Annotated in this window: 18 protein-coding genes and 2 tRNA genes; 6 read left to right on the top strand and 14 right to left on the bottom strand. The window is 43.0% G+C overall.

Translation table 11 applies throughout. The features are described 5' to 3' along the window. Positions 1 to 416: 416 nt before the first annotated feature. A tRNA-Phe gene (locus QM629_RS13665) sits at positions 417 to 489 on the bottom strand. A gap of 51 nt (positions 490 to 540) precedes the next feature. Next, positions 541 to 1,266 (bottom strand): ribonuclease H-like domain-containing protein, encoded by a 726-nt coding sequence (locus QM629_RS13660; protein WP_415160439.1) that lies wholly within the window; start codon positions 1,264 to 1,266, stop codon positions 541 to 543. Positions 1,267 to 1,317: 51 nt separating this feature from the next. Here QM629_RS13660 and QM629_RS13655 point away from each other — a divergent pair, with 51 nt between their 5' ends. The 4 genes from QM629_RS13655 (at position 1,318) to QM629_RS13640 (ending at position 5,062) form a co-directional block, all read left to right on the top strand. Then, a complete protein-coding gene (locus tag QM629_RS13655) occupies positions 1,318 to 2,310 on the top strand; it encodes a hypothetical protein (protein ID WP_415160438.1) in 993 nt (330 codons plus the stop codon). Positions 2,311 to 2,399: 89 nt separating this feature from the next. Then, positions 2,400 to 3,557 (top strand): sensor histidine kinase, encoded by a 1,158-nt coding sequence (locus QM629_RS13650; RefSeq protein ID WP_415160437.1) that lies wholly within the window; start codon positions 2,400 to 2,402, stop codon positions 3,555 to 3,557. A gap of 29 nt (positions 3,558 to 3,586) precedes the next feature. After that, a tRNA-Leu gene (locus tag QM629_RS13645) sits at positions 3,587 to 3,670 on the top strand. Between the two features lie 447 nt (positions 3,671 to 4,117). Beyond that, entirely contained in the window at positions 4,118 to 5,062 is a 945-nt protein-coding gene (locus QM629_RS13640; RefSeq protein WP_415160436.1) for a DUF3078 domain-containing protein, read from the top strand. Between the two features lie 143 nt (positions 5,063 to 5,205). On the opposite strand, the gene QM629_RS13635 is transcribed toward QM629_RS13640, so the two are convergent. The 8 genes from QM629_RS13635 to QM629_RS13600 all read right to left on the bottom strand — a co-directional run bounded on the left by QM629_RS13635 (position 5,206) and on the right by QM629_RS13600 (position 15,725). After that, positions 5,206 to 6,060 carry a TraR/DksA family transcriptional regulator gene (locus QM629_RS13635; RefSeq protein WP_415160435.1) on the bottom strand — a complete coding sequence of 285 codons (855 nt, stop codon included), beginning with the start codon at positions 6,058 to 6,060 and terminating at the stop codon, positions 5,206 to 5,208. 6 nt (positions 6,061 to 6,066) lie between these two features. Continuing rightward, a complete protein-coding gene (ileS, locus tag QM629_RS13630; RefSeq protein WP_415160434.1) occupies positions 6,067 to 9,471 on the bottom strand; it encodes an isoleucine--tRNA ligase in 3,405 nt (1,134 codons plus the stop codon). A 137-nt stretch (positions 9,472 to 9,608) separates the two neighbouring features. Continuing rightward, positions 9,609 to 10,562, bottom strand: coding sequence for a fructosamine kinase family protein (locus QM629_RS13625; protein ID WP_415160433.1), 954 nt, complete (start codon positions 10,560 to 10,562; stop codon positions 9,609 to 9,611). Then, positions 10,537 to 10,725, bottom strand: coding sequence for a hypothetical protein (locus tag QM629_RS13620; protein ID WP_415160432.1), 189 nt, complete (start codon positions 10,723 to 10,725; stop codon positions 10,537 to 10,539). Before QM629_RS13620 ends, QM629_RS13625 begins: the two co-directional genes overlap by 26 nt. Next, positions 10,726 to 10,983 carry a hypothetical protein gene (locus QM629_RS13615; protein ID WP_415160431.1) on the bottom strand — a complete coding sequence of 86 codons (258 nt, stop codon included), beginning with the start codon at positions 10,981 to 10,983 and terminating at the stop codon, positions 10,726 to 10,728. It lies immediately after the preceding gene. 499 nt (positions 10,984 to 11,482) lie between these two features. Then, a complete protein-coding gene (typA, locus tag QM629_RS13610; protein ID WP_415160430.1) occupies positions 11,483 to 13,294 on the bottom strand; it encodes a translational GTPase TypA in 1,812 nt (603 codons plus the stop codon). Positions 13,295 to 13,543: 249 nt separating this feature from the next. Continuing rightward, positions 13,544 to 14,017, bottom strand: a complete 474-nt coding sequence (gene bcp / locus QM629_RS13605) for a thioredoxin-dependent thiol peroxidase (RefSeq protein WP_415160429.1) — start codon at positions 14,015 to 14,017, stop codon at positions 13,544 to 13,546. Between the two features lie 4 nt (positions 14,018 to 14,021). Further along, on the bottom strand, positions 14,022 to 15,725 hold the full coding sequence (locus tag QM629_RS13600; RefSeq protein ID WP_415160428.1) for a peptidoglycan DD-metalloendopeptidase family protein: 1,704 nt from the start codon (positions 15,723 to 15,725) through the stop codon (positions 14,022 to 14,024). Between the two features lie 83 nt (positions 15,726 to 15,808). Between QM629_RS13600 and QM629_RS13595 the strand changes: the two genes are divergently transcribed. Both QM629_RS13595 and QM629_RS13590 read left to right on the top strand, forming a co-directional pair. Next, positions 15,809 to 16,879 (top strand): mechanosensitive ion channel family protein, encoded by a 1,071-nt coding sequence (locus tag QM629_RS13595; protein ID WP_415160427.1) that lies wholly within the window; start codon positions 15,809 to 15,811, stop codon positions 16,877 to 16,879. 97 nt (positions 16,880 to 16,976) lie between these two features. After that, positions 16,977 to 18,434 carry a Gfo/Idh/MocA family protein gene (locus QM629_RS13590; RefSeq protein WP_415160426.1) on the top strand — a complete coding sequence of 486 codons (1,458 nt, stop codon included), beginning with the start codon at positions 16,977 to 16,979 and terminating at the stop codon, positions 18,432 to 18,434. A 224-nt stretch (positions 18,435 to 18,658) separates the two neighbouring features. Here the strand turns inward: QM629_RS13590 and QM629_RS13585 are convergent, their stop codons facing one another. From QM629_RS13585 to rho, 4 genes are all read right to left on the bottom strand, one after another. Then, on the bottom strand, positions 18,659 to 18,973 hold the full coding sequence (locus QM629_RS13585; RefSeq protein WP_415160425.1) for a hypothetical protein: 315 nt from the start codon (positions 18,971 to 18,973) through the stop codon (positions 18,659 to 18,661). 21 nt (positions 18,974 to 18,994) lie between these two features. Then, a complete protein-coding gene (locus tag QM629_RS13580; RefSeq protein ID WP_415160424.1) occupies positions 18,995 to 19,636 on the bottom strand; it encodes a quinone oxidoreductase family protein in 642 nt (213 codons plus the stop codon). A 313-nt stretch (positions 19,637 to 19,949) separates the two neighbouring features. Continuing rightward, positions 19,950 to 21,866: a molecular chaperone DnaK gene (gene dnaK, locus QM629_RS13575; protein WP_415160423.1), complete on the bottom strand. Its 1,917-nt coding sequence runs from the start codon at positions 21,864 to 21,866 to the stop codon at positions 19,950 to 19,952. Positions 21,867 to 22,036: 170 nt separating this feature from the next. Next, positions 22,037 to 23,692, bottom strand: a complete 1,656-nt coding sequence (gene rho, locus QM629_RS13570) for a transcription termination factor Rho (RefSeq protein WP_415160440.1) — start codon at positions 23,690 to 23,692, stop codon at positions 22,037 to 22,039. Between the last annotated feature and the right edge of the window lie 90 nt (positions 23,693 to 23,782).

The following is a 23,782-nucleotide window of genomic DNA, read 5'->3' as shown; positions in this document are numbered from 1 at the left end:
TTTATAAAGTCATCCTTGCTTATACAGCATGATTATGAGATTCCCGCCTTCGCGGGAATGACGTGCAGGAATGTGAGATAATCTTACAATCCTATAAAGCAGGTGCAAATAGCCAATGCACAAATTCATCCTGTGTTTACTATAAAGCGCAAGGAAAAAGTCGAACCTTGAAGAATGCATCGATTTTACCATAAACTTTGCCCTGAAAGCCGCGTCGCTTTGGCGTTCCGGAGATTACTTCATCAAATAGAGGATTCAAAATCTGGTGTTTCCGGAAGGAATTAGCTATAATAGGAAAATGGATGCATATCGAACCTCAAGAATAAATATATTTTTTTAATATTGCGCGTTTGGCGCAGGTTTTAGACAATAAAAAAGCGGCATTACCGAATTAAAATTCGATTTTGCCGCTCCGGTGGTGTGGGGCGGGATCGAACCGCCGACACAAGGATTTTCAGTCCTTTGCTCTACCGACTGAGCTACCGCACCAAAGGGGTGCAAATATAGGAGGTTTTTATAAATCTCCATATTCTGTACTGACTATTTTATTATCTGAATGTTTTCTTCCTGCAACAAAGGGAGGTTTTTGAAGCGGAGAATAATATTGGCCACAACAATAACATCTTTTTCACAATAGGTGGCAATACGCTGTATGTCTTTATGGTCGTAATATACTTCCCTTACTTTGCTTCCATCCATATCGCCCTTGGATGAAGGCACATTCAGAATGGTGGCAAGCAGGTTAAGCGATATATAATTTTTGTAATCGCCGAATTTCCACCACTGCAGGGTATCAATCATTTCAATCTCCCAGGGCTTTGCGGCATGCAACTGCAAGTAAGAAGGTAAAGGGATATTATTAATCAGCAGCCGCCGGCATATATAAGGTATATCGAACTCCCGTATGTTATGCCCGCCAAAAATGATGTGCTTTTTATTTTTAAGAAAAGCATCCGTAATCTTTAAAAAAAATTGCAAAATTTCAGCTTCTTCTTCACAACAAATACTTTTAACTTTAAAGCAAACTTCCCTGTTTTCACTTTCATAAAAATAACCTGCTGATATACAAACTATTTTTCCAAACTCCGCCATTATACCGGCCCTTAATAAATAGCTCTCATCCAATGAGAGGCTTTCTGGCACGGTTTTGGAAATTTTGTCGCCCCAAAGCAACTTCATATCGTCTGGAAGCATTTCGTACCTTTCAAAAAAAGGTACTGTTTCTATGTCGAGAAGTAAAAGATTATATAAAGAAAATGCGTTCAACGATTGTTTTTTTCAATATTAGTAAATTAGTCTCACATTAAACCACAATATATGAGTTACAGCAATTATCCATCATCTACATCCGGAGATCAGCCGGCTAATCAGCCAAAAGACAATCGTAAACTGATCTTCGGTATTCTAATAGCCGCTTTGGTAGGCACATGGGGCTATATCATTTACGATAAAAGCCAGTCAAGCAAAAAAATTGATCAGCTTACCGTTCAATACGCAGCCGCCGATTCATCCCGCAGCGCAGTGGAAGCAGAGTATAATGACGCTTTGTCGAGAATGGATTCATTAACCGGTTCCAATGCAAAACTTTCAGGCGAATTAGCGGAACGCAAAACTGATATTGAAAATCTTAAAACACAGATCAGAACAGAACTGGGCAAAAAGAATGCAGACCTGTCTAAGGCCAGATCTATGATTAAAGAATTGAATGGAAAAATTACCGACCTGCTTGCCCAGGTTGAACAGTTGAAGCAGGAAAATCAAACATTAACTGCTGCCAATACTGATTTAACCACACAGCGCGATACGCTTACTGCGCAAAAAACAAGGGTTGAGCAAGACCTCTCTACCACGCAGGCGGCAAAAGCGCAGGTGGAAGATGTAGGCTCCACACTGCATGCGAGCAATATAAATATTGCTGCTATTAACGTAAAGAATAGCGGCAAGGAAAAAACTACGGAAACGGCAAAACGCGCCGATCTTTTCAGGATATCTTTTGACCTTGATGAAAACCGTATCGCGCCCAGCGGGGAAAAAGATTTGTATGTGTGTGTTACAGGCCCGGATGGCCATCCGATAACAGTGCCTTCAAATGGCAGCGGCACTTTTACAACAAGGGAAGACGGTGAAAAAGTATTTACCAATAAAATGTCTGTCAACTACGAGCAAGGCAAACGTATGCCTGTAAGTTTCGACTGGAAGCCCGAATCCGGAAAATATCAAACCGGTAGTTACAAAATTGAAATTTATCAAAACGGGTATAAAATAGGGCAGGGAACAAAAGAACTAAAAAAGGGTGGCCTGTTCAGTTAAAAAGTTGTCTTTATTTAATGTCTGAACAAAGTCCCGCAGTTGTTTAATTGCGGGATTTTTTATTTGCCTCTGTTTATATACTTTAGAGCATGATTCGGCAATGGCTTAATGGCAAAACATTATTGTTTTTTATAGCGGCCGCTATAGTTACAGGCACCATATTTTATTCGTCTTACCTTGCCAAAAAAATAGCCGCCGATGAAAAAAAGAAGGTAGAAATATGGGTGGAAGCGCAGCATACAATATTAAATGCAACGGATGAGGTGAACCTCAACCTTGCTGCAAGAATTTCTTCGGAGAATACGGAAATACCCATTATCGAAACCAACGAAAGTGACAGTATAAATACAGGTAACTGTGTCAACCTCGATTCCATAAAAATTAAATCTGACCCCGGTTATTTAAAAGATAAGCTGGCTGAATTTAAAAAAGACCACGACCCTATCGTTGTCACACTTTCTGAAAAACCATATACTGCCAATAAATATTATTATGGCCAAAGTGTTCTGCAAAAAGAAGTGCAGTATTATCCTGTTGTTCAGCTTATCATTGTAGGGCTTTTTCTTATAGTGATTATAATTGCACAGCGCACATCGTATATAAGTACCCAAAACCAGGTATGGGCCGGCATGGCCAAAGAAACGGCGCACCAGTTAGGCACGCCTGTTTCCAGCTTAAAAGGCTGGATAGAGGTTTTGAAAGAAACACCCGAAACGGAAAAGCTAAGTATGGAAATAGAGAAAGATGTAAACCGGCTTGAGCTGATAACAGACCGTTTTGGCAAGATAGGCAGCCATCCGCATCTTGAAGAAAAAAATATTGTGGTACAGGTGAATAATATGATGGATTATATAAAACGAAGAGCGGGCGGCAAAGTGAATATGGCTTTAGATACAGGGGATAAAACAGATATCCGGGCCATGATATCGCCGCCGCTGTTTGACTGGGTAATTGAAAACCTGCTGAAAAATGCGCTGGACGCCATTGAAGGCAAGGGTTCTGTAGAAATGCATATTAAAGACACACCTGCACAGGTTTTGATTGATGTAACAGATACCGGCAAGGGCATTTCAAAAAATAATATTGCAAAAGTGTTTAACCCCGGCTTTACTACCAAAAAACGCGGGTGGGGGCTCGGCTTAACCTTAAGCAAGCGCATAATTGAACAATATCATAAAGGTTCTCTATTTGTAAAATACAGTGAACCGGGCAAAGGCACAGGTTTTAGAATTGAACTGAATAAATAATTTATTTTCCCCCTACATTTGCAGCCCGGGCCCAGGTGGTGAAATTGGTAGACACGCTACTTTGAGGTGGTAGTGCCTTAACCGGCGTGCTGGTTCGAATCCAGTCTTGGGCACAACGAGGAAGTCTCAAAAGTAAATTGAAGGCTTTGAGAATCGCTTAAACGAAAACTTTCTCCATCAGGTATCCGAATAAAAAAGAGGTTGGCTCGACTTTTGAGACGGCCTCTTTTTATTTCCTGAAATACATCCCTTGAGTTACGAGTTCTAATTCACAGAGAGTAAGAAAATTTAGATCCCATTGAGCGTAAACCCAAGCTTATTTTTCAAATATCTTATTTTAGTTAAATAAGTGGCAAATAATTTGCAAAGCCAGCATACAAATTCTTTTTAAATTTTAAAAGAATATAAGGTTATGTACACAGTATAGCACGTGGTAAAATAAATTATATCAGCCCTTTGCTCTGTGTTAGCTATTTTTATCGCAATATTTTTTTAATCATATAAATAAAACAGGCACTGGTTAAACTGCCTGGCTCTATTCTACACTAAAACAAAGGATTATGAAAAAATTTTTGTTCATTATTTTTCTCCCTGCATTCTACCCGGCGCTGTCACAAGATGCTACTGTACAGGATCTTAAAACAGAATCATCTAAAACAATAACAAAAGATGCGAATGACACCATACCGAAAATTTGGAAAACGGGCGGTATTATAAGCGTAAATCTCACCCAGGGCTCATTGAATAACTGGTCGGCAGGCGGTGAAAAATTTTCACTTTCATTAAACTCGCTGCTCAGCACGTATGCATTTTATAAGAAAAACAAGCATAGCTGGGATAATCTTTTAACTTGGAATGTAGGCTATGTAAAAACAACCAGCCTTGGCACACGCAAAAACGATGACCGCGTGGAATTTCTGTCAAAATATGGTTATGCCCTTAATCCTAAACTAAATTTGAGTGGCCTGTTTGATGTAAGAAGCCAGTTTTTTAAAGGATATACATACGATGATGATGGTTTAAAAACATATACTTCCAATTTCTTTGCGCCCGGTTATGTTTTATTAAGCCCCGGCCTTGATTACCATCCCGTAAAAAATCTTTCCATTTTTGTATCACCGGCAACGGCAAGATGGACGATTGTAACTGCTGACAGCCTGAAAGAATCTTATGGCGTTGATGTAAATAAAACTGCAGATTTCCAGTTTGGTACGTATGCTTCTGTTTCTTACCTGGCAAACATAGGCAAGGCAATAACTTATACCGGTAAGCTCGACCTTTTCTCAAATTATAAAAGCAACCCGCAAAATGTGGATTTATACATGACCAACTTATTTGCGGCCAAGATATCCAGAATACTGTCGGTTACATATAGTCTCACTTTAATATACGATGATGATGTGCGCCAGTTCGGCCCGAACGGCACTTCTGCCGGGCTGCAGCTCCAGTCATTGTTCGGAGCCGGCTTGCTGGTAAAGTTCGACAATTATACACCTAAGAAATAAAGGCTGCCCCGGCCACCAATTAATTTGCCGGGAAATAAACATAAACATATTTGGACTAACCGCCTGGCATTATCCTGCCGGGCGAAAATTAAAAAGACCGGAAGAAAAAATCAACCGGTCTTTTTAATATGATGATAAACCCTTTATTCCCCTGCTTTTACCAGGCCTAATTTAGCTTCCAGGCTTAATGTTGCATGTGGCACGGCGCGCAGCCTTGCCTTGTCAATTAATTTCCCGGTAACGCGGCAAATACCATACGTTTTGTTTTCAATGCGTATCAACGCCTTTTCAAGATGGTCAATATATGTTATCTGGCGGCTGGCCATCTGGCTCAGTTGCTCCCGTTCCATGCTTATGCTGCCGTCTTCCATTGTCATGTAGCGGTTTTCGCTTTCATCGCCGCCCATATCATCCTTACGGGTAATAAGGCCCTGCAAATAAGCCAGTTCTTTTTTTGCAGCATCAAGTTTGCGCTGAATCAGTTCCCTGAATTCATTCAGCTCCGTATCGCTGTAGCGAACAAGCGGCTCGGCAGATTTCACCTGTTCCTGGCGCTGCTCCAGCGATTTATAAGAAGGTTGATATGGAACACTCGTTTTTGCATTTATTTTAGGCAGTTTTACTTCCTTTATCGGCTCAGGCTTCTTAACTGCTTTCTTTTCAACTGGTTTTTCTTCTTGTTTCTTTTGCTTTGACATAGCTTTAATTTGTTTATCGTGCCTGCTCACACTTGTCTTTGACTCATGCTTTGCAACTGCTTTTTTTACTGGTGCAGCAGCCTTTTTAATTATTTTTGATGATTTTACAACAGGTTTGGACGATGCCTTTTTTACTTTAGGCTTTGCCACAGGTTTTGCTGTTTTAGCCGCAACCTTTTTAACAGGCTTTTTTACTGTTTTAGACGTTGCCTTTCTGGCCGGTGCTGTTTTTTTGCTTCCGGCCGCTGCTTTTTTTGCTGCTGGTTTAGCTGCTTTTTTAATTGGTTTCTTCTGTGGCATAGTTCGTCATCCTTTTTTATTTACGCTCACTTTCAATAGGTTGTCATTAATCTCAATCTCAGTGCCATCTGTAATTTCCGGCGCCCAGTCAAGATTATCTGCCAAAATTTCGGCGCAAATATAGTTTTTAAATGTATTAATAGAGGGTTTCAATGCAGTATTGTCAAGAACACGTACAAATATGCGGTCTGTAAGCTCAAAGCCCTTATCTTTCCTGATGTTTTGAACGCGGTTTACAAATTCCCTGGCGTCGCCCTCCATTTTCAGTTCATCCGACAATTGTATATCAAGCGCCACGGTTAAATTGCCTTTTGAAGCTACGTTCCAGCCCGGAATATCTTCGGCAATTATTTCCACATCATTGGTTTCCAGTTTCCAGTTACCGGTTTCCAGTTTAATTTCAACAAACCCTTCTTTTTCCAGCGCACTGATCTCTGCCTGTGTAAACTTTGATATTACCGCAGCCGCTTCTTTCATCCTGTTGCCAAGCTTTGCGCCCAATAATTTAAAATTCGGTTTTGCTTTTTTGTGGATGATATTGTTGCTTTCGGAAGCATATTCTATCCTCTTTAGATTCACTTCAGATTTGATTAAATCTTCTACTTTTTGCAACTGCGCTTTCATTTCAGGGTTTAAAACCGGTATTAAAGCCTGTTGCAAAGGCTGGCGCACTTTTATATTGGCCTTTTTGCGCAGCGACAAGATTAAGGAAGATGCATCCTGCGCCAGTTGCATCCTTTCTTCCAAAGCATCGTCTATCAGGGATTCATCTGCAAGTGGGTAATCAGTATGATGCACCGATTCCACATCAAACCTGTTCGTAACCGCATTCAGGTTTTTGAAAACCGCATCGCTGAAGAACGGCGAAACCGGCGCCATTAAACGAACAATGGTTTCGAGGCATTCATACAATGTTTGATAGGCTGCAATTTTGTCCTGCCCATAGTCGCCTTTCCAGAAACGGCGGCGGCAAAGGCGCACATACCAGTTGCTTAAATGCTCATCCACAAATTCTTCCATCAGCCGGCCGGCAAGCGTAGGCTCATAATCGTCCATTGCTTCGGTAGCCTTTTTAATTAAAGTATGGAGAGATGAAAGCACCCAACGGTCAATTTCAGGCCTGTCCGCTACCGGGATGTACTCCTCTTTAAAGGCAAAGCCGTCCACATTGGCGTATAGCGCAAAAAACTGGCAAGTGTTATATAAAGTCCCGAAGAACTTACGTTGCACTTCTTTGATGCCGTCAAGGTCGAACTTTAAATTATCCCAGGGTGAAGCATTCGTGATTAAATACCAGCGGGTGGCATCGGCGCCAAAATCGGCAATGGTTTTAAAAGGGTCCACCACATTTCCAAGGCGCTTGCTCATTTTCACGCCATTCTTATCCAATACCAAACCATTTGAAATACAAGTTTTGTAAGCTAAACCCGGATATTTTTCATCAGAAATTTCAATGCCATTCGTCTTCAATTCTTCCTGTACTGATTCTTTTATCAAACCAGCGATAGCATGTAAAACATAAAACCAGCCGCGGGTTTGGTCAACACCTTCAGCAATAAAATCCGCGGGATAATTGTCCGCAAAAGTTTTCATATTTTCAAACGGAAAATGCCACTGTGCGTAGGGCATAGCGCCGCTGTCGAACCAAACATCCACCAAATCCGGCACACGTTTCATTGGCTCACCGGAAGGAGAAACCAGCACGATTTCGTCAACCATTGGCTTGTGCAGGTCGAGATTATCATCAGCAAGAAAAGCGGCGTTCATAGTGCCTAACTGGCCATCGGCCTTTTTGCCTTCTGCTTTCAGTTCTGCTATGGAACCAATGCAAATTTCTTCGTTTCCATCTTTGGTGCGCCAAACGGGCAATGGCGTGCCCCAGAAGCGGCTGCGGCTCAGGTTCCAGTCCACCATATTTTCCAGCCAGTTGCCAAAACGGCCTTCACCGGTGCTTTTGGGTTTCCAGTTGATGGTTTTATTCAGCTCCACCATACGGTTACGCAGCGCCGTGGTTTTGATGAACCAGGCATCGAGCGGATAGTATAAAACCGGCTTATCGGTGCGCCAGCAATGCGGGTAGCTGTGTTCATATTTTTCAACCTTGAAGGCACGGTTTTCTTTTTTCAGTTTTACGCAGATGTCAACATTTACATCTACATAATTAAAGTCGTCTTTATAATTTTTTACATACCGGTTGCTGAATTCGCCGAGGCCATCAACAAATTTGCCCTGGCGGTCAACCATAGTTAATATGCCGATATCGTATTTTTTACCAACCTTATAATCATCCGCACCAAATGCAGGCGCGGTATGAACGATGCCGGTGCCATCTTCGGTGGTAACAAAATCGCCTAATAAAACTTTGAAGGCATTGGGGTTATCAGTTTTGTTAGCTTCGAAAGGGAGAAGCTGTTCGTAAGAGATGCCTTCAAGGTCTGCACCTTTAAATGCGGCTATTATTTTCCAGGGAAGGACTTTTGATTTCTCATCATAATTTTCAAAATTGCCATTTTCATCTTCTGCCTTGAAAGACTTGCCCAGCAGAGCTTTGGCAAGCATTACATTAACCGGAAGATGCGTGTATGGGTTGAAGGTTTTAACCAGCACATAATCTATGCTGGCGCCAACGGTTAAACCAAGGTTGGAAGGCAACGTCCACGGAGTAGTTGTCCAGGCTAAAAAGAAGACCTCACCCCCCGCCCTCTCCAAGGGAGAGGGAGCTTTTACCGCATCGAATAAAAATTTGCTCTTTTCATTATTAACTGCCCGGAACATCACTGTCGCGCTCGTATCCTTTACATCTTTATACGTTCCCGGCTGGTTTAATTCGTGGGAGCTTAAGCCGGTGCCGGCAGCGGGCGAATAGGGCTGGATGCTTACATCTTCATACAACAAACCTTTATGGTACAGTTGTTTTAGCAGCCACCAGAGCGTTTCAATATAATTATTTTCAAAGGTGATGTAAGGATGCTCCAGGTCAACCCAATAACCGATGCGTTTGGTAAGCTCATCCCATTTGTCTTTATAACGCAGTACCGCTTCACGGCATTTTTTATTATAATCTTCAACAGAAATCTTCCTGCCTATATCTTCTTTGGTAATGCCAAGCTCTTTTTCAACGCCAAGCTCCACGGGCAGGCCATGCGTGTCCCAGCCGCCTTTGCGTTTTACCTGAAAGCCTTTCATGGTTTTATAGCGGCAAACCAGATCCTTTAAAGTGCGGGAAATAACATGATGAATGCCGGGCATGCCATTGGCGCTGGGCGGGCCTTCATAAAAAACAAAAGGCCGGCTGCCCTGCCGTAAGGACACACTTTTTTCAAATGCTTTTTCTTCATCCCACCTGTTTAAAATTTCTTCTTCTATGGCGGGAAGATGCAAACCCTGAAATTCTTTGTATTTAGCTGCCATTATGCGTAAAACCTGTCTGTAAATAATAAAAAGTGTGCAAAGGTAGCAATATAGTATGGAAATATTTTGCAGGAAGCCGGGTTTAACTGCACAAAAAACAATGCCGTGACAAACCTGCTTTCTCCCTTTACTGCTTTTTAAACATAGGCGCTAATGATACCCATAACTGAGTGATAATAATGGCCGCCAAATAAAATTAAGTGAACCATAAGCGGGTATAGCTGGCAAAGCTCAACCCGTTTCTGCCAGCCGGGCTGCAGCGGAAAAGCTTCGTTGTAATGATTGTAAAAGCTGCTGTCGAAGCCGCCAAACAATAAACTCATGGCAATATCCATTTCGCGGTTACCGTAATATACTGCCGGATCATAAATAACCGGTTCGCCGTTATTTCCGGCCATAAAATTTCCACCCCACAGATCGCCATGTATTAAAGCAGGCTTTTCTTCCGGGAAGATATTACTTAAACGCTCACAAAGCTTTTCCGCTTTTGTAACATCTTCTTTACTGCATTTGTTTTGGCTGAAAGCAAGCTGCATCATCGGCATAATGCGCTGCGCTGCATAAAATTCACTCCAGGTTTTGCAGAAATAATTGGGCTGGTGCAGCGAACCGATATAATTATTTTCAGGCAATCCGAACCGTTCGTTTGTGTGCCGGTGCATGGCCGCCAGTTGCCGCGCAAAAGTTTGCCAGAAGTTTTTGGAAGAGCTGCCTTTCTCTATAAATTCCGTTACAAGAAATATTTTATTTTCAATTTTCCCGTGAAGGATTGGTTCAGGGATTTTAATGGTTTTGGTTTGATGCATTAGCCGCAGGCCACTGAATTCTTTTTCAAACATATCATTCAGCTTTCCATCGTTCAGCTTCAAAAAGAAAGTACCGGTATTGGTTTGCAGCCTGTAAGTTTGATTAATGTCGCCGCCAAAAACCGGCTGATGATTAATAATATTAACCGGCTGATTGAAAAGATTCGAGAGTTCCTGAATGATATGATCTAAAAACATCAATAAGGTATAATATTCAGAGGCATTGCTGCAAATGGTCTGGCTTTGCTTTGTTGATATTTTAATGTCCGGCCTTACTTGCAGCAATACTTTTATTAGCGGTTCGTGCCTTTGTTTTACGAACAGCTAATTTTGCTAAGCGCTCCTTATCGGCTTTAATGAACTCACTAATTGCGCTTTTTTGTTTATCTGTTAGAGGCTTCCCTTTAATTATGAAGTCAACGCCGTCTGGTTCTTTTATGTATCCCATTTATCCGTTTTTAAAATATTTATCAATTAAAACGTTAGCTGCTATTGTATTTATTATCATCAATTGTCCGCCAAAAGTTATAGCGTTCAGCGTCTTCCGGTAATGTTCAATCAGCCTTGTTTTTGCAGTAAACGAAACGTAGCCTGAAAACCCATGTTGAAACGAGATTTTACAGGCATAAGCGACTAAGTTTCCGGCAACGCCTTCGTATAATTTATTCCGGCCTAAATTGAAAGTTGCATTTTCAAGCAAATTCATATATACATGGTCAGCATTGATTGTGAAACTGATTAAACCCTGAACGATGTTTGGATTATCTGTAATTGTGTCAGTTTATAAACCTCTTTCGAATTATCGTTTAATTCTGTTTTCCAATTGAAATTCCAGCCATTTTTCCTGGTGATTTGCTTTAAGTCTGCCTTAGTCAATCGCAAAACTTCTGTTCGGAAACTATCGCCGGAAACTGTGTTTCGGATTGAGTTTGTCAGGAAATCAATCTCAAAATCAAGTGCTATTTTCCTTCGTTTGTTCACTTTACGAATTTACGAAATCCTGATCTGTCAGGCAAGCTACTTTATTATTTGTCAGTTGTTGTTCCATATAGCATAACCGCCAAATCTTTTCTCTGTGCCCTCCGTTATCTCTGTGCGCTATATTTTCGCACAGAGATAACGGAGGGCACAGAGATTTTAAAATAAAAAACCTGCCGGGCTAACAACCTGGCAGGTTTAAAATTACGTTACACGTCTCACACGTCCTATGCTTCTTCAGCAGCCATTCTTTTTTGCTGGCGCTTTCTTTCTTCTTCATCCAAAATAACCTTACGCATACGAATGAAGTTTGGCGTTACTTCAATGCACTCGTCAAACTGGATATATTCCATGCATTCTTCCAGCGTCATTAAAGTTTTGGGGGCAATGTTCGTGGCTGCATCGCTGCCGCTTGCCCGCATATTGGTAAGCTTCTTTCCTTCATTCGGGTTTATAACCAGGTCGCCGGGCTTATTGTTTTCGCCCACAATCATGCCTTTATAAACATTCTCGCCGGGGTCAACAAAGAAGAAACCCCTGTCCTGCAGCTTATCTAATGAATAGGCTGTGGTAGTGCCCGCATCTTTTGAAATAAGAACGCCATTATTTCTGCCGGGAATAGCGCCTTTCCATGCTTTATATTCGCTGAAACGATGCGCCATCACCGCTTCGCCTGCCGTGGCGGTAAGCATCTGTGTGCGCAAGCCAATTAAACCGCGGGAAGGAATTTCAAATTCCAGGTGCTGCATTTCACCCTTGGTTTCCATTACATGCATTTCGCCTTTGCGGCGGGTAACGAGGTCAATCACCTTACTGGCATACTCCTGCGGCACATCCACCACCAGCGTCTCGTAAGGTTCGGTTTTCCTGCCGTCAATCTCTTTAATAATAACTTTTGGCTGGCCTACGGTTAACTCATACCCTTCGCGGCGCATGGTTTCTATTAAAATGCCCAGGTGAAGAATGCCGCGGCCATATACTAAAAAGCTATCGCCGCTGTCCGTATCCTGTACGCGAAGCGCCAGGTTTTTCTCCGTTTCCTTAAACAGCCGGTCGCGAATATGTCTGGAAGTTACAAACTTTCCATCCTTGCCATAAAAAGGCGAATTGTTTATGCTGAACATCATGTTCATAGTAGGCTCATCCACGCTTATTACCGGCAAAGCTTCCGGGTTTTCCGCGTCGGCAATGGTATCGCCTATATTAAAATCTTCCAGGCCCACCACGGCGCAAAGATCGCCGGGCTGTACTTCGGCCACTTTCTTTTTGCCCATGCCTTCAAACACATACAATTCACGCACCCTTGCTCTTTTATTGGCGCCATCAGTTTGCATTAAGGTGATGGGCTGGTTTTCTTTAATGGTGCCACGGGTTACTTTTCCAATGGCAATCCTGCCAAGGAAAGAAGAGTAATCGAGCGAAGTTATCTGCAACTGCAATGTGCCTTCACTTACTTTAGGCTCGGGCACATATTTTAAAATGCCATCCAATAATGGCGTAATATCTTCAGAAGGCGTTAATGAATCGTTGAACCAGCCGTTTTTACCACTGCCATAGAAAGTGGGGAAATTAAGCTGCTCTTCGGTGGCGTCGAGGTTAAAGAAAAGCTCAAAAACGGCATCATGCACTTCATCCGGGCGGCAGTTGGGTTTGTCCACTTTATTAATAACCACTATCGGGTGAAGGTTCAGTTGCAGGGCTTTCTGCAGCACAAAACGGGTTTGGGGCATAGGGCCTTCAAAAGCATCCACCAGCAGAATAACGCCATCGGCCATTTTAAGCACACGCTCCACTTCACCGCCAAAATCAGCGTGGCCGGGGGTATCTATCACATTTATTTTAACGCCTTGGTAGGTAACGGCTGCATTTTTAGAAAAGATAGTGATGCCGCGCTCACGTTCCAGGTCGTTGCTGTCCATTATCAGTTCACCGGTTTCCTGGTTGTCGCGAAAAACCTTGGTGGCACGTAAAATATTGTCAACAAGGGTGGTTTTACCGTGGTCAACGTGGGCGATTATTGCAATGTTCCTTATCTCCATTTTCAAAAATTGAGGCGCGAAGGTACGGTAATCTGGCGGTGTGACAAAAGGCTATTTGTTACCGTATTGTTGTTTCTCTGAGGGGGAGTAATAATGAATAACACAGTGATGTTTCAGCGAATCAACTTTCCCTTTAAGTTCAAAAGTTCACGGGTTCACTTGTTCACAAGTTTATTTCCAATTACCAATCCCAATTACAAATTCCTGATTCCTCCACCTTTCAACCAATCAACTTTCCTTCTAATAATTTCACGGGTTCATTTCTTTCCAAAACTTCACAATATCTTCTGCATGCTGCTTATTGCGGGGCTTTAAATACACTTTCTGAATAATGCCTTTTTCGTCAATTAAAAAAGTAGTGCGGTGCAGGCCCATGAATTTCCTGCCATATAACTGCTTTTCGCCCCACACGCCGTAGGCATCAATTATTTTATGGCCGGGATCGGCAATTAATGTAAATGGCAGGCTGAACTTTTCTTCAAATTTTTTGTGGCTTTCCACATCGTTAGGGCTTACGCCCACTACTTCAAACCCTTCTTTTTTAAGCAAGGCATAATTGTCCCTTAAATTACATGCCTGCACGGTGCAGGTGGGCGTATCATCTTCCGGATAAAAATATAAAACAAGCTTTTTGCCTTTATAATCTGAAAGCGAAACGGCGCCGCCATTCTGATCTTTACCTTTAAACGCCGGGGCTTTCATGCCGGCTGCTAATGTTATCATGCTGCTATTGTTTTGTGAACGTATAGGTTTCTATGGTGGCATTGCCGGCCACATCCATGGCTGTTATGGTAAGCTCATGTTTGCCTGCCGGGCAATGTTCATCAAATGTATAAGTGAAGTAATCGCTTTTTTTGGCAAACATGAGCCAGTTACCATCGAGCATGGCGGTAAAGCTGGCAATGCTGCTTACATCGTCGGTGCATTTTACCGTTAATGTTTTCTGACCGATGAATACAGCACCATCTTTCCATGAAACGGGCACAATAACCGGCGGCGCATCATCAATCAATAGCCGCACATCGCCCAATTCATCAAAGCTGCTTATAATCCAGTCGTTTTGCCATAAGCCTTTTTTTACCGTGGTGGATAAACCGCTTTTCAGCTCCATCACCACTTTATTTTTTAAAGTACTGTTAAGCGGCGATGCTTTTATCATTACATTATAATCATCATGCACAGGAATAGTATAGTCGCCTATATGAATGGCGGGCGAAACCTGCTTTGTAATGGCTGATGCCGTTTCATAAACATTTAAAGGTAATGCATCGTAAAAAGCATTTTCATCAAAGTGAATGCTTGCACCGGCTGTTTTAATATTGTTCAGGCTGTTTGCATCGCATACAGTTGCATTGGCTGGTATAGAATAATTTTTTTGTGATGCGGCGTCATATTTTACCGAAAAGCTTATGGTGCTTGTGTTTTGCTTTTCATCGCTTAAAACAATTTTTATTTTATGGGTTTGTTCATCGCTTAATGAGATATTTCCATCACTATCAAGCGGCGTAAAAATGCTGAGCTTATTTCCGGGCAAGCGGAAAAGATATTGAATGCCCTGTTTGTTCACCACCCATCTTTTATAATCCATACCGGCATTTACATAGCGGCTGGCGGGATATAGAAAATCGTTTATTTTAAATTCAAACTGCAAGGCATCATCTACATATAAAGCGGCATGATACACGCCGAATTTGAATGAAGAAGCATTGTTCATGTCTTCCATTCTTAACCCAAGCGATACCATGGGCGAACCAAGTTTTATAACAGGAACAGTGGTTGTATAAACGCCATTTGTTTTAATGATTGAAATGGGCTGAGGCAAAACGGTATAAGCGCTGTACCGCCTGTCGTACCAGTAAAGGCCATAAATAATGGGCGGGATATTGTCCTGCAGAGGCATGCCAAACAATAAAGGGTTCAAATTGTTGCCGGTTTTTGTATCGCGTATTTCAAAATGCAGGTGCGGCCCCTGCGAGCCGCCGGTGTTGCCGCTGTTGGCGATAAACTGTCCTTTTGTAACCGGAAATAAATTGGCAGGCAGTTCAAAATCCTGCTCCCAGCTTTGGTCTTTATATTGCTTATCCCTCAAATACTTTTCCAGCGCCGGGTAAAAAGAATTGAGGTGCGCATACAAAGTGGTATAACCGTTTGGGTGCGTTATATAAATGGCATGGCCATAGCCATACTTCTCAATTTTTACGCGGCTTACATAACCATCGGCCGCAGCATGCACCGGCAGGTTTTCGCGGGACTGTGTGCGAATGTCAAGCCCCATGTGAAAATGATCTGTTCGCAGCTCGCCAAAATTGGCGGCCAGCTGCATGGGAATATCCAAAGGATTACGGAAATAGCCTTGCGGGTATCTTTGCTGAGCTTTGTTAGAGCAGTTAAATAAAAAAAGCAGCGCTGTTATTATAATGAACCTTTTCATTGTATGCGCCAAAAATAATAAGCAGGCTTTTAAATTTTAGTTAGATTTTAATTTGTTTTACAGAAGATATTTTTGCAACTGTTATGAAAGAATTTTTAGAACAGGTTTGGTGGGACAATACAGTGCGGCTGTATGCCGTGGTTTTAGCGCAGGTTATTGTGGTATGGACGTTATTCAGGCTGCTGCACAGGTTTATTATTGCTTCTTTAAAAAAAATAGCCTCCCGCACACAATCTCAGGTTGACGATGCTCTTGTAGAAGCCGCCGAAAAATTCATCATACCATTTCTCTATCTCATTATTAATTACGGCATCATTCAGCAGCTAACACTTTCTGCTAAGGTTGATCATGTTTTAAAAGTGGCCATTGCTGTTATAACGGCTTATTATTTTATCCGCTTTATTAACCATGCTGTGCAGCTATCGGTAAACCTGTATATGCAAAGGAAGGATGAAACGCCGGAACGTATTAAGCAGGTTACGGGCATGCTTTCCATTTTCAAAGGATTTATATGGCTTGCAGGCATTGTAATGCTGATAGATAACTTAGGATATAATATCACCACGCTTATAACAGGCCTTGGCATTGGCGGTATTGCCATTGCTTTGGCGGCGCAAAATATCCTTACCGATCTCTTCAGCTATTTTGTGATATTTTTTGATAAGCCTTTCAGCATTGGCGATGCCATTTCTGTAAACAATGCCGCCGGAACAGTAGAACGTATAGGGATTAAAACATCCCATGTGCGCAGCCTTACAGGAGAGCAACTGGTTATTCCCAATGCCGACCTGGTAAAATCAACTATTAAAAATTTTAAGCGGCAGCAGCGTCGTGGAATAACATTCAAAATGAATGTGCGGTACGATACCGCTGCAGAAAAGCTGGATGCCATTCCGCTTTTTGTGGAACAGATAATAAAAGCACAGCCAGACATCAGTTTCGACAGGTGCCATCTTGTTTCCCTCGGCGATTATAGCCTGGCCTTTGAAACCCAGTATTTCGTGGAGTCTGCGGACTATATGTTATATCTGGACAGGCAGCAAAAAATTTTCCGGGAAATATTAAAAGCATTTTCTGATAAAGGAATTGACTTTGCTTTTCCCGGCCAGACATTTATTTTACAGCATCCGCTTACGGTGGCAGAAAAGCAATAATCTTTTTTTTGAAATTCTGATTTTTTCTTTTCATGCATGATTAATACTTTCACGCACGTTAAAAACCACTATTCATCAAAACAATCTTTAAAGCTGTATGGAAAATAATAGCCATTCACCAAAAAGCTCCCGCAGAAATTTTATTAAGAATACCTCGCTTGCTACTGCCGGTTTTTACATTGTGCCACGCCATGTTTTGGGCAAAGGATATGTGGCCCCGAGCGATAAACTGGTCGTTGCAGGCATTGGTGCAGGTGGCAAAGGAGAAAGCGATATAAAAAATTTCTTTGATAGCGGTAAGGCAGAAATTGCAGTGCTCTGCGATGTGGATGACCGCCGGGCTGCTACAACAAGAGGCCGTTTTCCCAAGGCAAAATATTATAAAGATTTCCGGAAAATGCTGGATAAAGAACATAAAAATATTGACGCCTGCTCTGTTTCCATACCCGACCATAACCATGCTGTTGCCGCCATGGCCGCTATGCAACTGGGCAAGCATGTATATGTGCAAAAACCGCTAACGCATGATATTTATGAAGCAAGAACGCTTACAGAAGCCGCAAGAAAATATAAAGTGGTAACGCAAATGGGCAACCAGGGCGCCAGCGGCGATGGTGTGCGCCAGTTGATTGACTGGTATAAGGCTGGCATAATCGGCGACGTTACTGAAGTATATTGTTATACCGACAGGCCTGTCTGGCCACAGGGAATTGCCTGGCCAACGGAAAAACCAACTGTGCCAAAAGAGCTTGACTGGAATTTATGGCTGGGCACCGCCCCTTATAAAGATTATGTTGATCATGTTGTACCGTTCAACTGGCGCGGCTGGTGGGATTATGGCACCGGCGCTTTAGGCGATATGGCCTGCCATATTATGCAGCCTGCCTTTGCAGTTTTAGAATTAGGGTACCCGGTTGGCGCAGAATGCAGTGTTTCCACAAGATATGTAGAGAACTGGCAGCAGGCTTATTTTCCTGACAGCGGCCCGGTATCTTCTCACATTATTCTTACTTTCAAGCAGCCTGATGGCAAGCCTGATTTAAGGTTGCACTGGATGGATGGCGGCATTCAGCCACAGCGCCCTTTGGAGTTACAGCCAAACGAAACCATGGGCGATGGCGGTAATGGCATTATCTTTTATGGCACAAAAGGCAAAATGATGGCCGGAACCTATGGCATTAACCCGCAACTGCTTCCCACTTCAAAAACAACAGAAACAACGGTGCCGCAAACCATAGCCCGCGTGCCTAATGGTGACGATGGGCACTATGCAGCCTGGGTAGAAGCCGCCATTGCCGGTTACGGAAGCGATGCCGCCAATAACCTTAGCTCAAGATTTGACCTGGCCGGCCCGCTTACGGAGAGCGTTTTAATGGGCAATCTTGCAATCAGAAGCTATAATATCCAGAAAAAGAATGAAAAGAATGAGATCGAATATCCCGGCCGCCATATCCAGTTGGTTTGGGATGGCCCGAATACGAAGATCACTAATTTTGATGAAGCCAACCAGTTTGTAAAGCGCACTTACCGCGAAGGATGGACGCTGGGCGTATAGGCTTATCTTCATACAAGATATATGATAAAAACTGCCTCAAAATTTTCGGGGCAGTTTCTTATTGCAGGATATTGTTAATCCCCGGGGGGTTCGAAACCCTCGGGGATTTTTAGCCAAAGCTGTTTTACACCTGCCCTTCCTTTATATCAATATTTACACTATTCAGTGTTCATTAAAAATTATACGACCTTAATACGTGTTACGTGTTGGGCATTGATTATTCTTTAAATCACTACCACCAGTCTTTTTCCGCTGGGAACATGTATGTTCCATAATGCTTCAATATTTTTCAGATCAACCGGCATTGTTTCAACTTTTAGTTTGCCATCAGCAGCAAGCTGCAACATTTCAGGAATGATCTTACCGAACAATTGCCGTACTTCCTCTTTTGTCCAACTGCCCAGCCCTGAGCCGGAAACCTGCAGATCAGTGCTTCGTAACACTTCAGAGGAGAGCCGGATCATATCATCGGTAACTGCACCAATTGAAACAAAGCGAACTTTGTGCGTAAAGGAACTTTTCCCTTTTAAAGAGGTCAATATCAGCTCTGCTGTATGGCCCTATAAATAATCAATAACAACATCAACAGGAACACCGGCATGAACTGCCTTTAGTTGCGCAACCAGGGTTTCATCACCTTGTTTTAAGGAGATTATTTCATCAGCGCCAAGCGCCAATAAAGATTGCAGAGATTCTTCATTCCTTCCCGTAACAATTATTCTTTTAGCGCCATAATATTTTGCAACCTGAACAGCTACCCTGCCTGTAAAACCGGTGGCGCCGTTTATCAATACCGTTTCGCCTGCCTGCATGCCAGCCCTGAAAAGGAGCGCCATTGCAGAACCGGCTACGGCATTGGGCAAAGCGGCGGCAGTTATATCATCAATGCTTTCCGGTAATTTTACCATGCGGGTTTTATCAATAAGCGCCTTTTCTGCTATCATGCCTGTAATGCCAAAAGCAAACACCCTTGTGCCATCTTCCAATAAGCCTACACCATCCCCGCCAACTACTTTTGGCTGTTGCATCGCATTGGTTTCTGAAGAATAATGTTTGCCGCCTGCCCTCGATTTATCAAGATGTTTAATAGCTGACGCTTTTACAGACATTAAAAGTTCATCTTTATCATTGATAACTGGTTCCGGAAAATCTTCCACATATACAGGCATACTGCCTTTTTGATATACAACTGCCGCTCTCATTTTTATAAAATTTATACAGCAAAATTACCGGAGCGGTTTGGCAGCAAACGATAACATTTGTTATCAAACGTACATTGAATTTTTCATGCATAAATTACACAAAAGATGCGTGAAAAATTTAATGAGAGTTCCTCTTTGCCAATATAAATATTCAAGAGAAATTAAAACAGGTTGCACCGTTTACAGGATAGTGCTTTCACGTAAAATGACAAGGAATCGAAAAGCGTACCAAATAAAAAGAGGTTGTCCCAGGCTTTGGAACAACCTCTTTATTATAATCAGGTTTATCTGAAAAACCAGATAAGGCGCTGCCTTATTTTACTTCTTCAAACTCGGCATCGGTTACGTTTTCGCTTCCCTGCTGGCTATTGCCATTATCAGAAGTTCCTGCGTTTGGCTGGGCACCTGCATCTGCGGTTGCGCCTGCCTGCTGGGCTTTGTAAAGCTCTTCGCTGGCTGCCGTCCATGCCTGGTTTAATTCAGCCATAGCGCTGTCAACCGCAGCAACATCCTGGCTCTTATGGGCATCTTTTAATTTATTTAAAGCTGCTTCAATCGGAGCTTTCTTGTCGGCCGGAACTTTATCGCCAAATTCTTTCAACTGTTTTTCAGTCTGGAACACCAGGCTGTCTGCCTGGTTCAATTTATCTATTTTTTCACGGGCGGCTTTATCTTCCGCTTCATGCGCTTTGGCATCCGTTTTCATCTTTTCAATTTCTTCCTTGCTTAAGCCGCTGCCCGCTTCAATGCGTATCTTCTGTTCTTTGCCGGTGCCTTTATCTTTCGCACTCACGTGTATTAAACCATTTGCATCAATATCGAATGTTACTTCAATTTGCGGAACACCGCGCGGCGCGGGTGGAATGCCGTCAAGATTAAATACGCCTAAACTTTTATTGTCTTTTGCCAGGCTTCTCTCACCCTGTAAAATATGTATCTGAACACCCGGCTGGTTATCGCTGGCTGTGGAGAATACTTCTGTTTTCTTGGTAGGAATAGTTGTGTTTGCCTGGATCATGGGTGTTAATACGCCACCTAATGTTTCAATACCAAGCGTAAGCGGTGTTACATCAAGCAGCAACACGTCTTTCACCTCGCCGGTTAATACGGCGCCCTGGATAGCTGCACCAACGGCAACCACTTCATCAGGATTCACACCTTTATGTGGTTTTTTGCCGAAGAATTTTTCTACTATTTCCTGCACTTTCGGAATACGGGTGGAACCACCTACCAGTATCACTTCATCAATTTGAGAAGCGCTGTAACCGGCATCTTTCAACGCCGCTTCGCAAGGCTTCAAACATCTTGCAAACAAATTATCAGCAAGCTGTTCAAATTTTGAACGGGTTAATTTTGTAACCAGGTGTTTTGGCACACCATCCACTGCGGTAATGTAAGGCAGGTTGATCTCTGTTTCTGAGGAAGAAGACAATTCGATCTTGGCTTTTTCGGCAGCATCTTTTAAACGCTGCAAAGCCATAGGATCTTTGCGCAGATCAATGTTTTCCTGTTTTTTAAATTCTTCAGCCAGCCAGTCCATAATCACTTTATCAAAGTCATCGCCGCCAAGATGGGTATCACCGTTGGTTGATTTCACTTCAAAAACGCCATCGCCCAGTTCCAGTACTGAAATATCGAATGTACCGCCGCCGAGGTCGAACACGGCAATCTTCTGGTCAGCATGTTTTTTATCCAGGCCATAAGCCAGGGCTGCGGCAGTAGGCTCGTTAACGATTCTGCGCACATTTAAACCGGCTATTTCACCGGCTTCTTTAGTGGCCTGCCTCTGCGCATCGTTAAAGTATGCCGGAACGGTAATTACCGCTTCGTTCACTTCCTGGCCCAGGTAATCTTCCGCAGTTTTCTTCATCTTCTGAAGTATCATGGCAGAAATTTCCTGTGGCGTATATAAACGGCCGTCAATATCTATACGTACGGTATCATTATCTCCACGAACCACTTTGTAGCTCCAGTGGCTTATCTCTTCTTTTACTTCATCGTAGCGGCGGCCCATGAAACGCTTCACACTCATAATGGTGTTTTGCGGGTTTGTTATAGCCTGTCTCTTGGCAGGATCGCCTACTTTACGTTCACCATTCTTTAAAAAAGCAACAACAGAAGGCGTAGTGCGGCGGCCTTCATCGTTGGCAATAACAACCGGTTCGTTACCTTCCATAACCGCAACGCAACTGTTAGTTGTACCTAAGTCAATACCTATTATTTTTCCCATATTAATTGATTAATTTCTTTAAGATTAAGTTATTGCTGCATACTGCTCAATCATTATGCCATGGGGCATAAAAGTGAAAAAATGGCAGAAGCTAAATATATTGATAGCATGTATAAACAAAAAGAGGCTGCCTGAATCCGGCAACCTCTCTGCTATCATTTTAAATAATCTTATCCGTTCATGCTTGCCAGGAATTCTTCATTGCTCTTGGTGCCACGCATACGTTTTAATAACTCTGTCATCGCTTCTTCCGTATTCATATCATTAATATAAACACGAAGAATATTCATGCGCTGCAGCACTTCTCTGTCAAGTAACAGATCGTCGCGGCGGGTAGAGGAAGCCACGAGGTCTATAGCCGGGTAAATGCGTTTGTTGGCCAGCCTTCTGTCAAGTTGCAGTTCCATATTGCCGGTGCCTTTAAATTCTTCAAAGATCACTTCGTCCATCTTGCTGCCCGTGTCAATGAGCGCTGTGGCAAGAATGGTTAGAGAGCCGCCGTTTTCTATTTTACGGGCGGCGCCAAAAAACTGTTTCGGCTTTTGCATAGCATTGGCTTCCACGCCACCGCTCAGCACTTTACCGCTGGCCGGGGCAACCGTGTTGTGGGCACGGGCAAGGCGGGTAATGCTGTCAAGCAGGATCACCACATCATGGCCGCATTCCACAAGCCTTTTCGCTTTTTGCAAAGCAATGGTAGAGACCTTCACGTGCTTTTCCGCAGGCTCATCGAAAGTGGAAGCAATTACTTCTGCTTTTACGCTGCGTTCCATATCCGTAACTTCTTCCGGACGCTCATCCACCAGCACCACCATCAAATAACATTCAGGATGGTTGGCGGCAATGGCGTTCGCCACAGCTTTCAGCAGCATGGTTTTACCTGTTTTCGGCTGCGCTACAATCAGGCCGCGCTGTCCTTTGCCAATGGGTGTAAACAGGTCTATTATACGGGTTGAATAATCGCTTGGCGTAGTAAAAAGCCTCAGCTTTTCGTAAGGGAAAAGCGGTGTGAGATAATCAAACGGAACCCTGTCCCTTACTTCATCCGGGCTTTTGGCATTGATGGTTTCAACCTTCAGCAAGGCAAAATATTTTTCGCCTTCCTTGGGCGGGCGCACGGCGCCAAAAACGGTATCGCCGGTTTTGAGGCCAAATAATTTTATCTGTGAAGGAGAAACATAAATATCATCGGGAGAAGAAAGATAATTGTAATCGCTGCTGCGTAAAAAACCGTAACCGTCAGGCATCATTTCCAAAACACCTTCGGCCTGAATAATACCGTCAAATTCAATATTAAATGCAGTATCCTTTCGGCCTGGACCAAATGTTTTTGCAACAGGCTCTGCGCTTTCAATTTCATCCGGGTAAACAATAGGGCCGTCATCGCCCAGCATGCTTAATAAGTTTGCGCCCATTTGGGTAAGGGCGTCATCACTATCAATATATTCTTCTGAAGATGCATCGGAAGTTCCTTCCGGTTGTTGTTCTTCCGGCTGCGGCTCAGCCACGGCTGCGGCCTTTAATTTTATGCGGGCGCGCTTAGGCTTTTCTTCTTTCACCTCTTCTTTTGAGGCTTTTTCTTTAGAAATATGCTTTGTTTCTTTTGCAGGTTTTGGCGGAGCATCCGTCATTACTTCTGCTTCTTCTGTTGTATTGGCCGTGCTTGCTTTCACCGTGCGCTTGCGCCTGGGTTTTCCGGGGGCGGCAGTGGCCGGCACTAAGGCCTGCTTATCAAGAATACGGTAAATAAGGCCCTGCTTATCGAGCTTTCCGGCCTCGGTAATATCAAGATGCTCAGCTATGTCGAGTAATTCTGGCACCAGCATGTCGTTCAATTGAAGAATGTCGTACATAAAAAATAATAATCCTTATGGAATAATGTAATTTCTCAAAACTTTTTTGAAACGGTTTGGAAG

This window comes from Parafilimonas sp., from assembly GCF_047606085.1.
In the GTDB taxonomy this organism is placed as follows: Bacteria; Bacteroidota; Bacteroidia; order Chitinophagales; family Chitinophagaceae; genus Parafilimonas.
The sequence above is the reverse complement of the archived record's forward strand: the minus strand, read 5'-3'. Positions and strand labels throughout refer to the sequence as shown.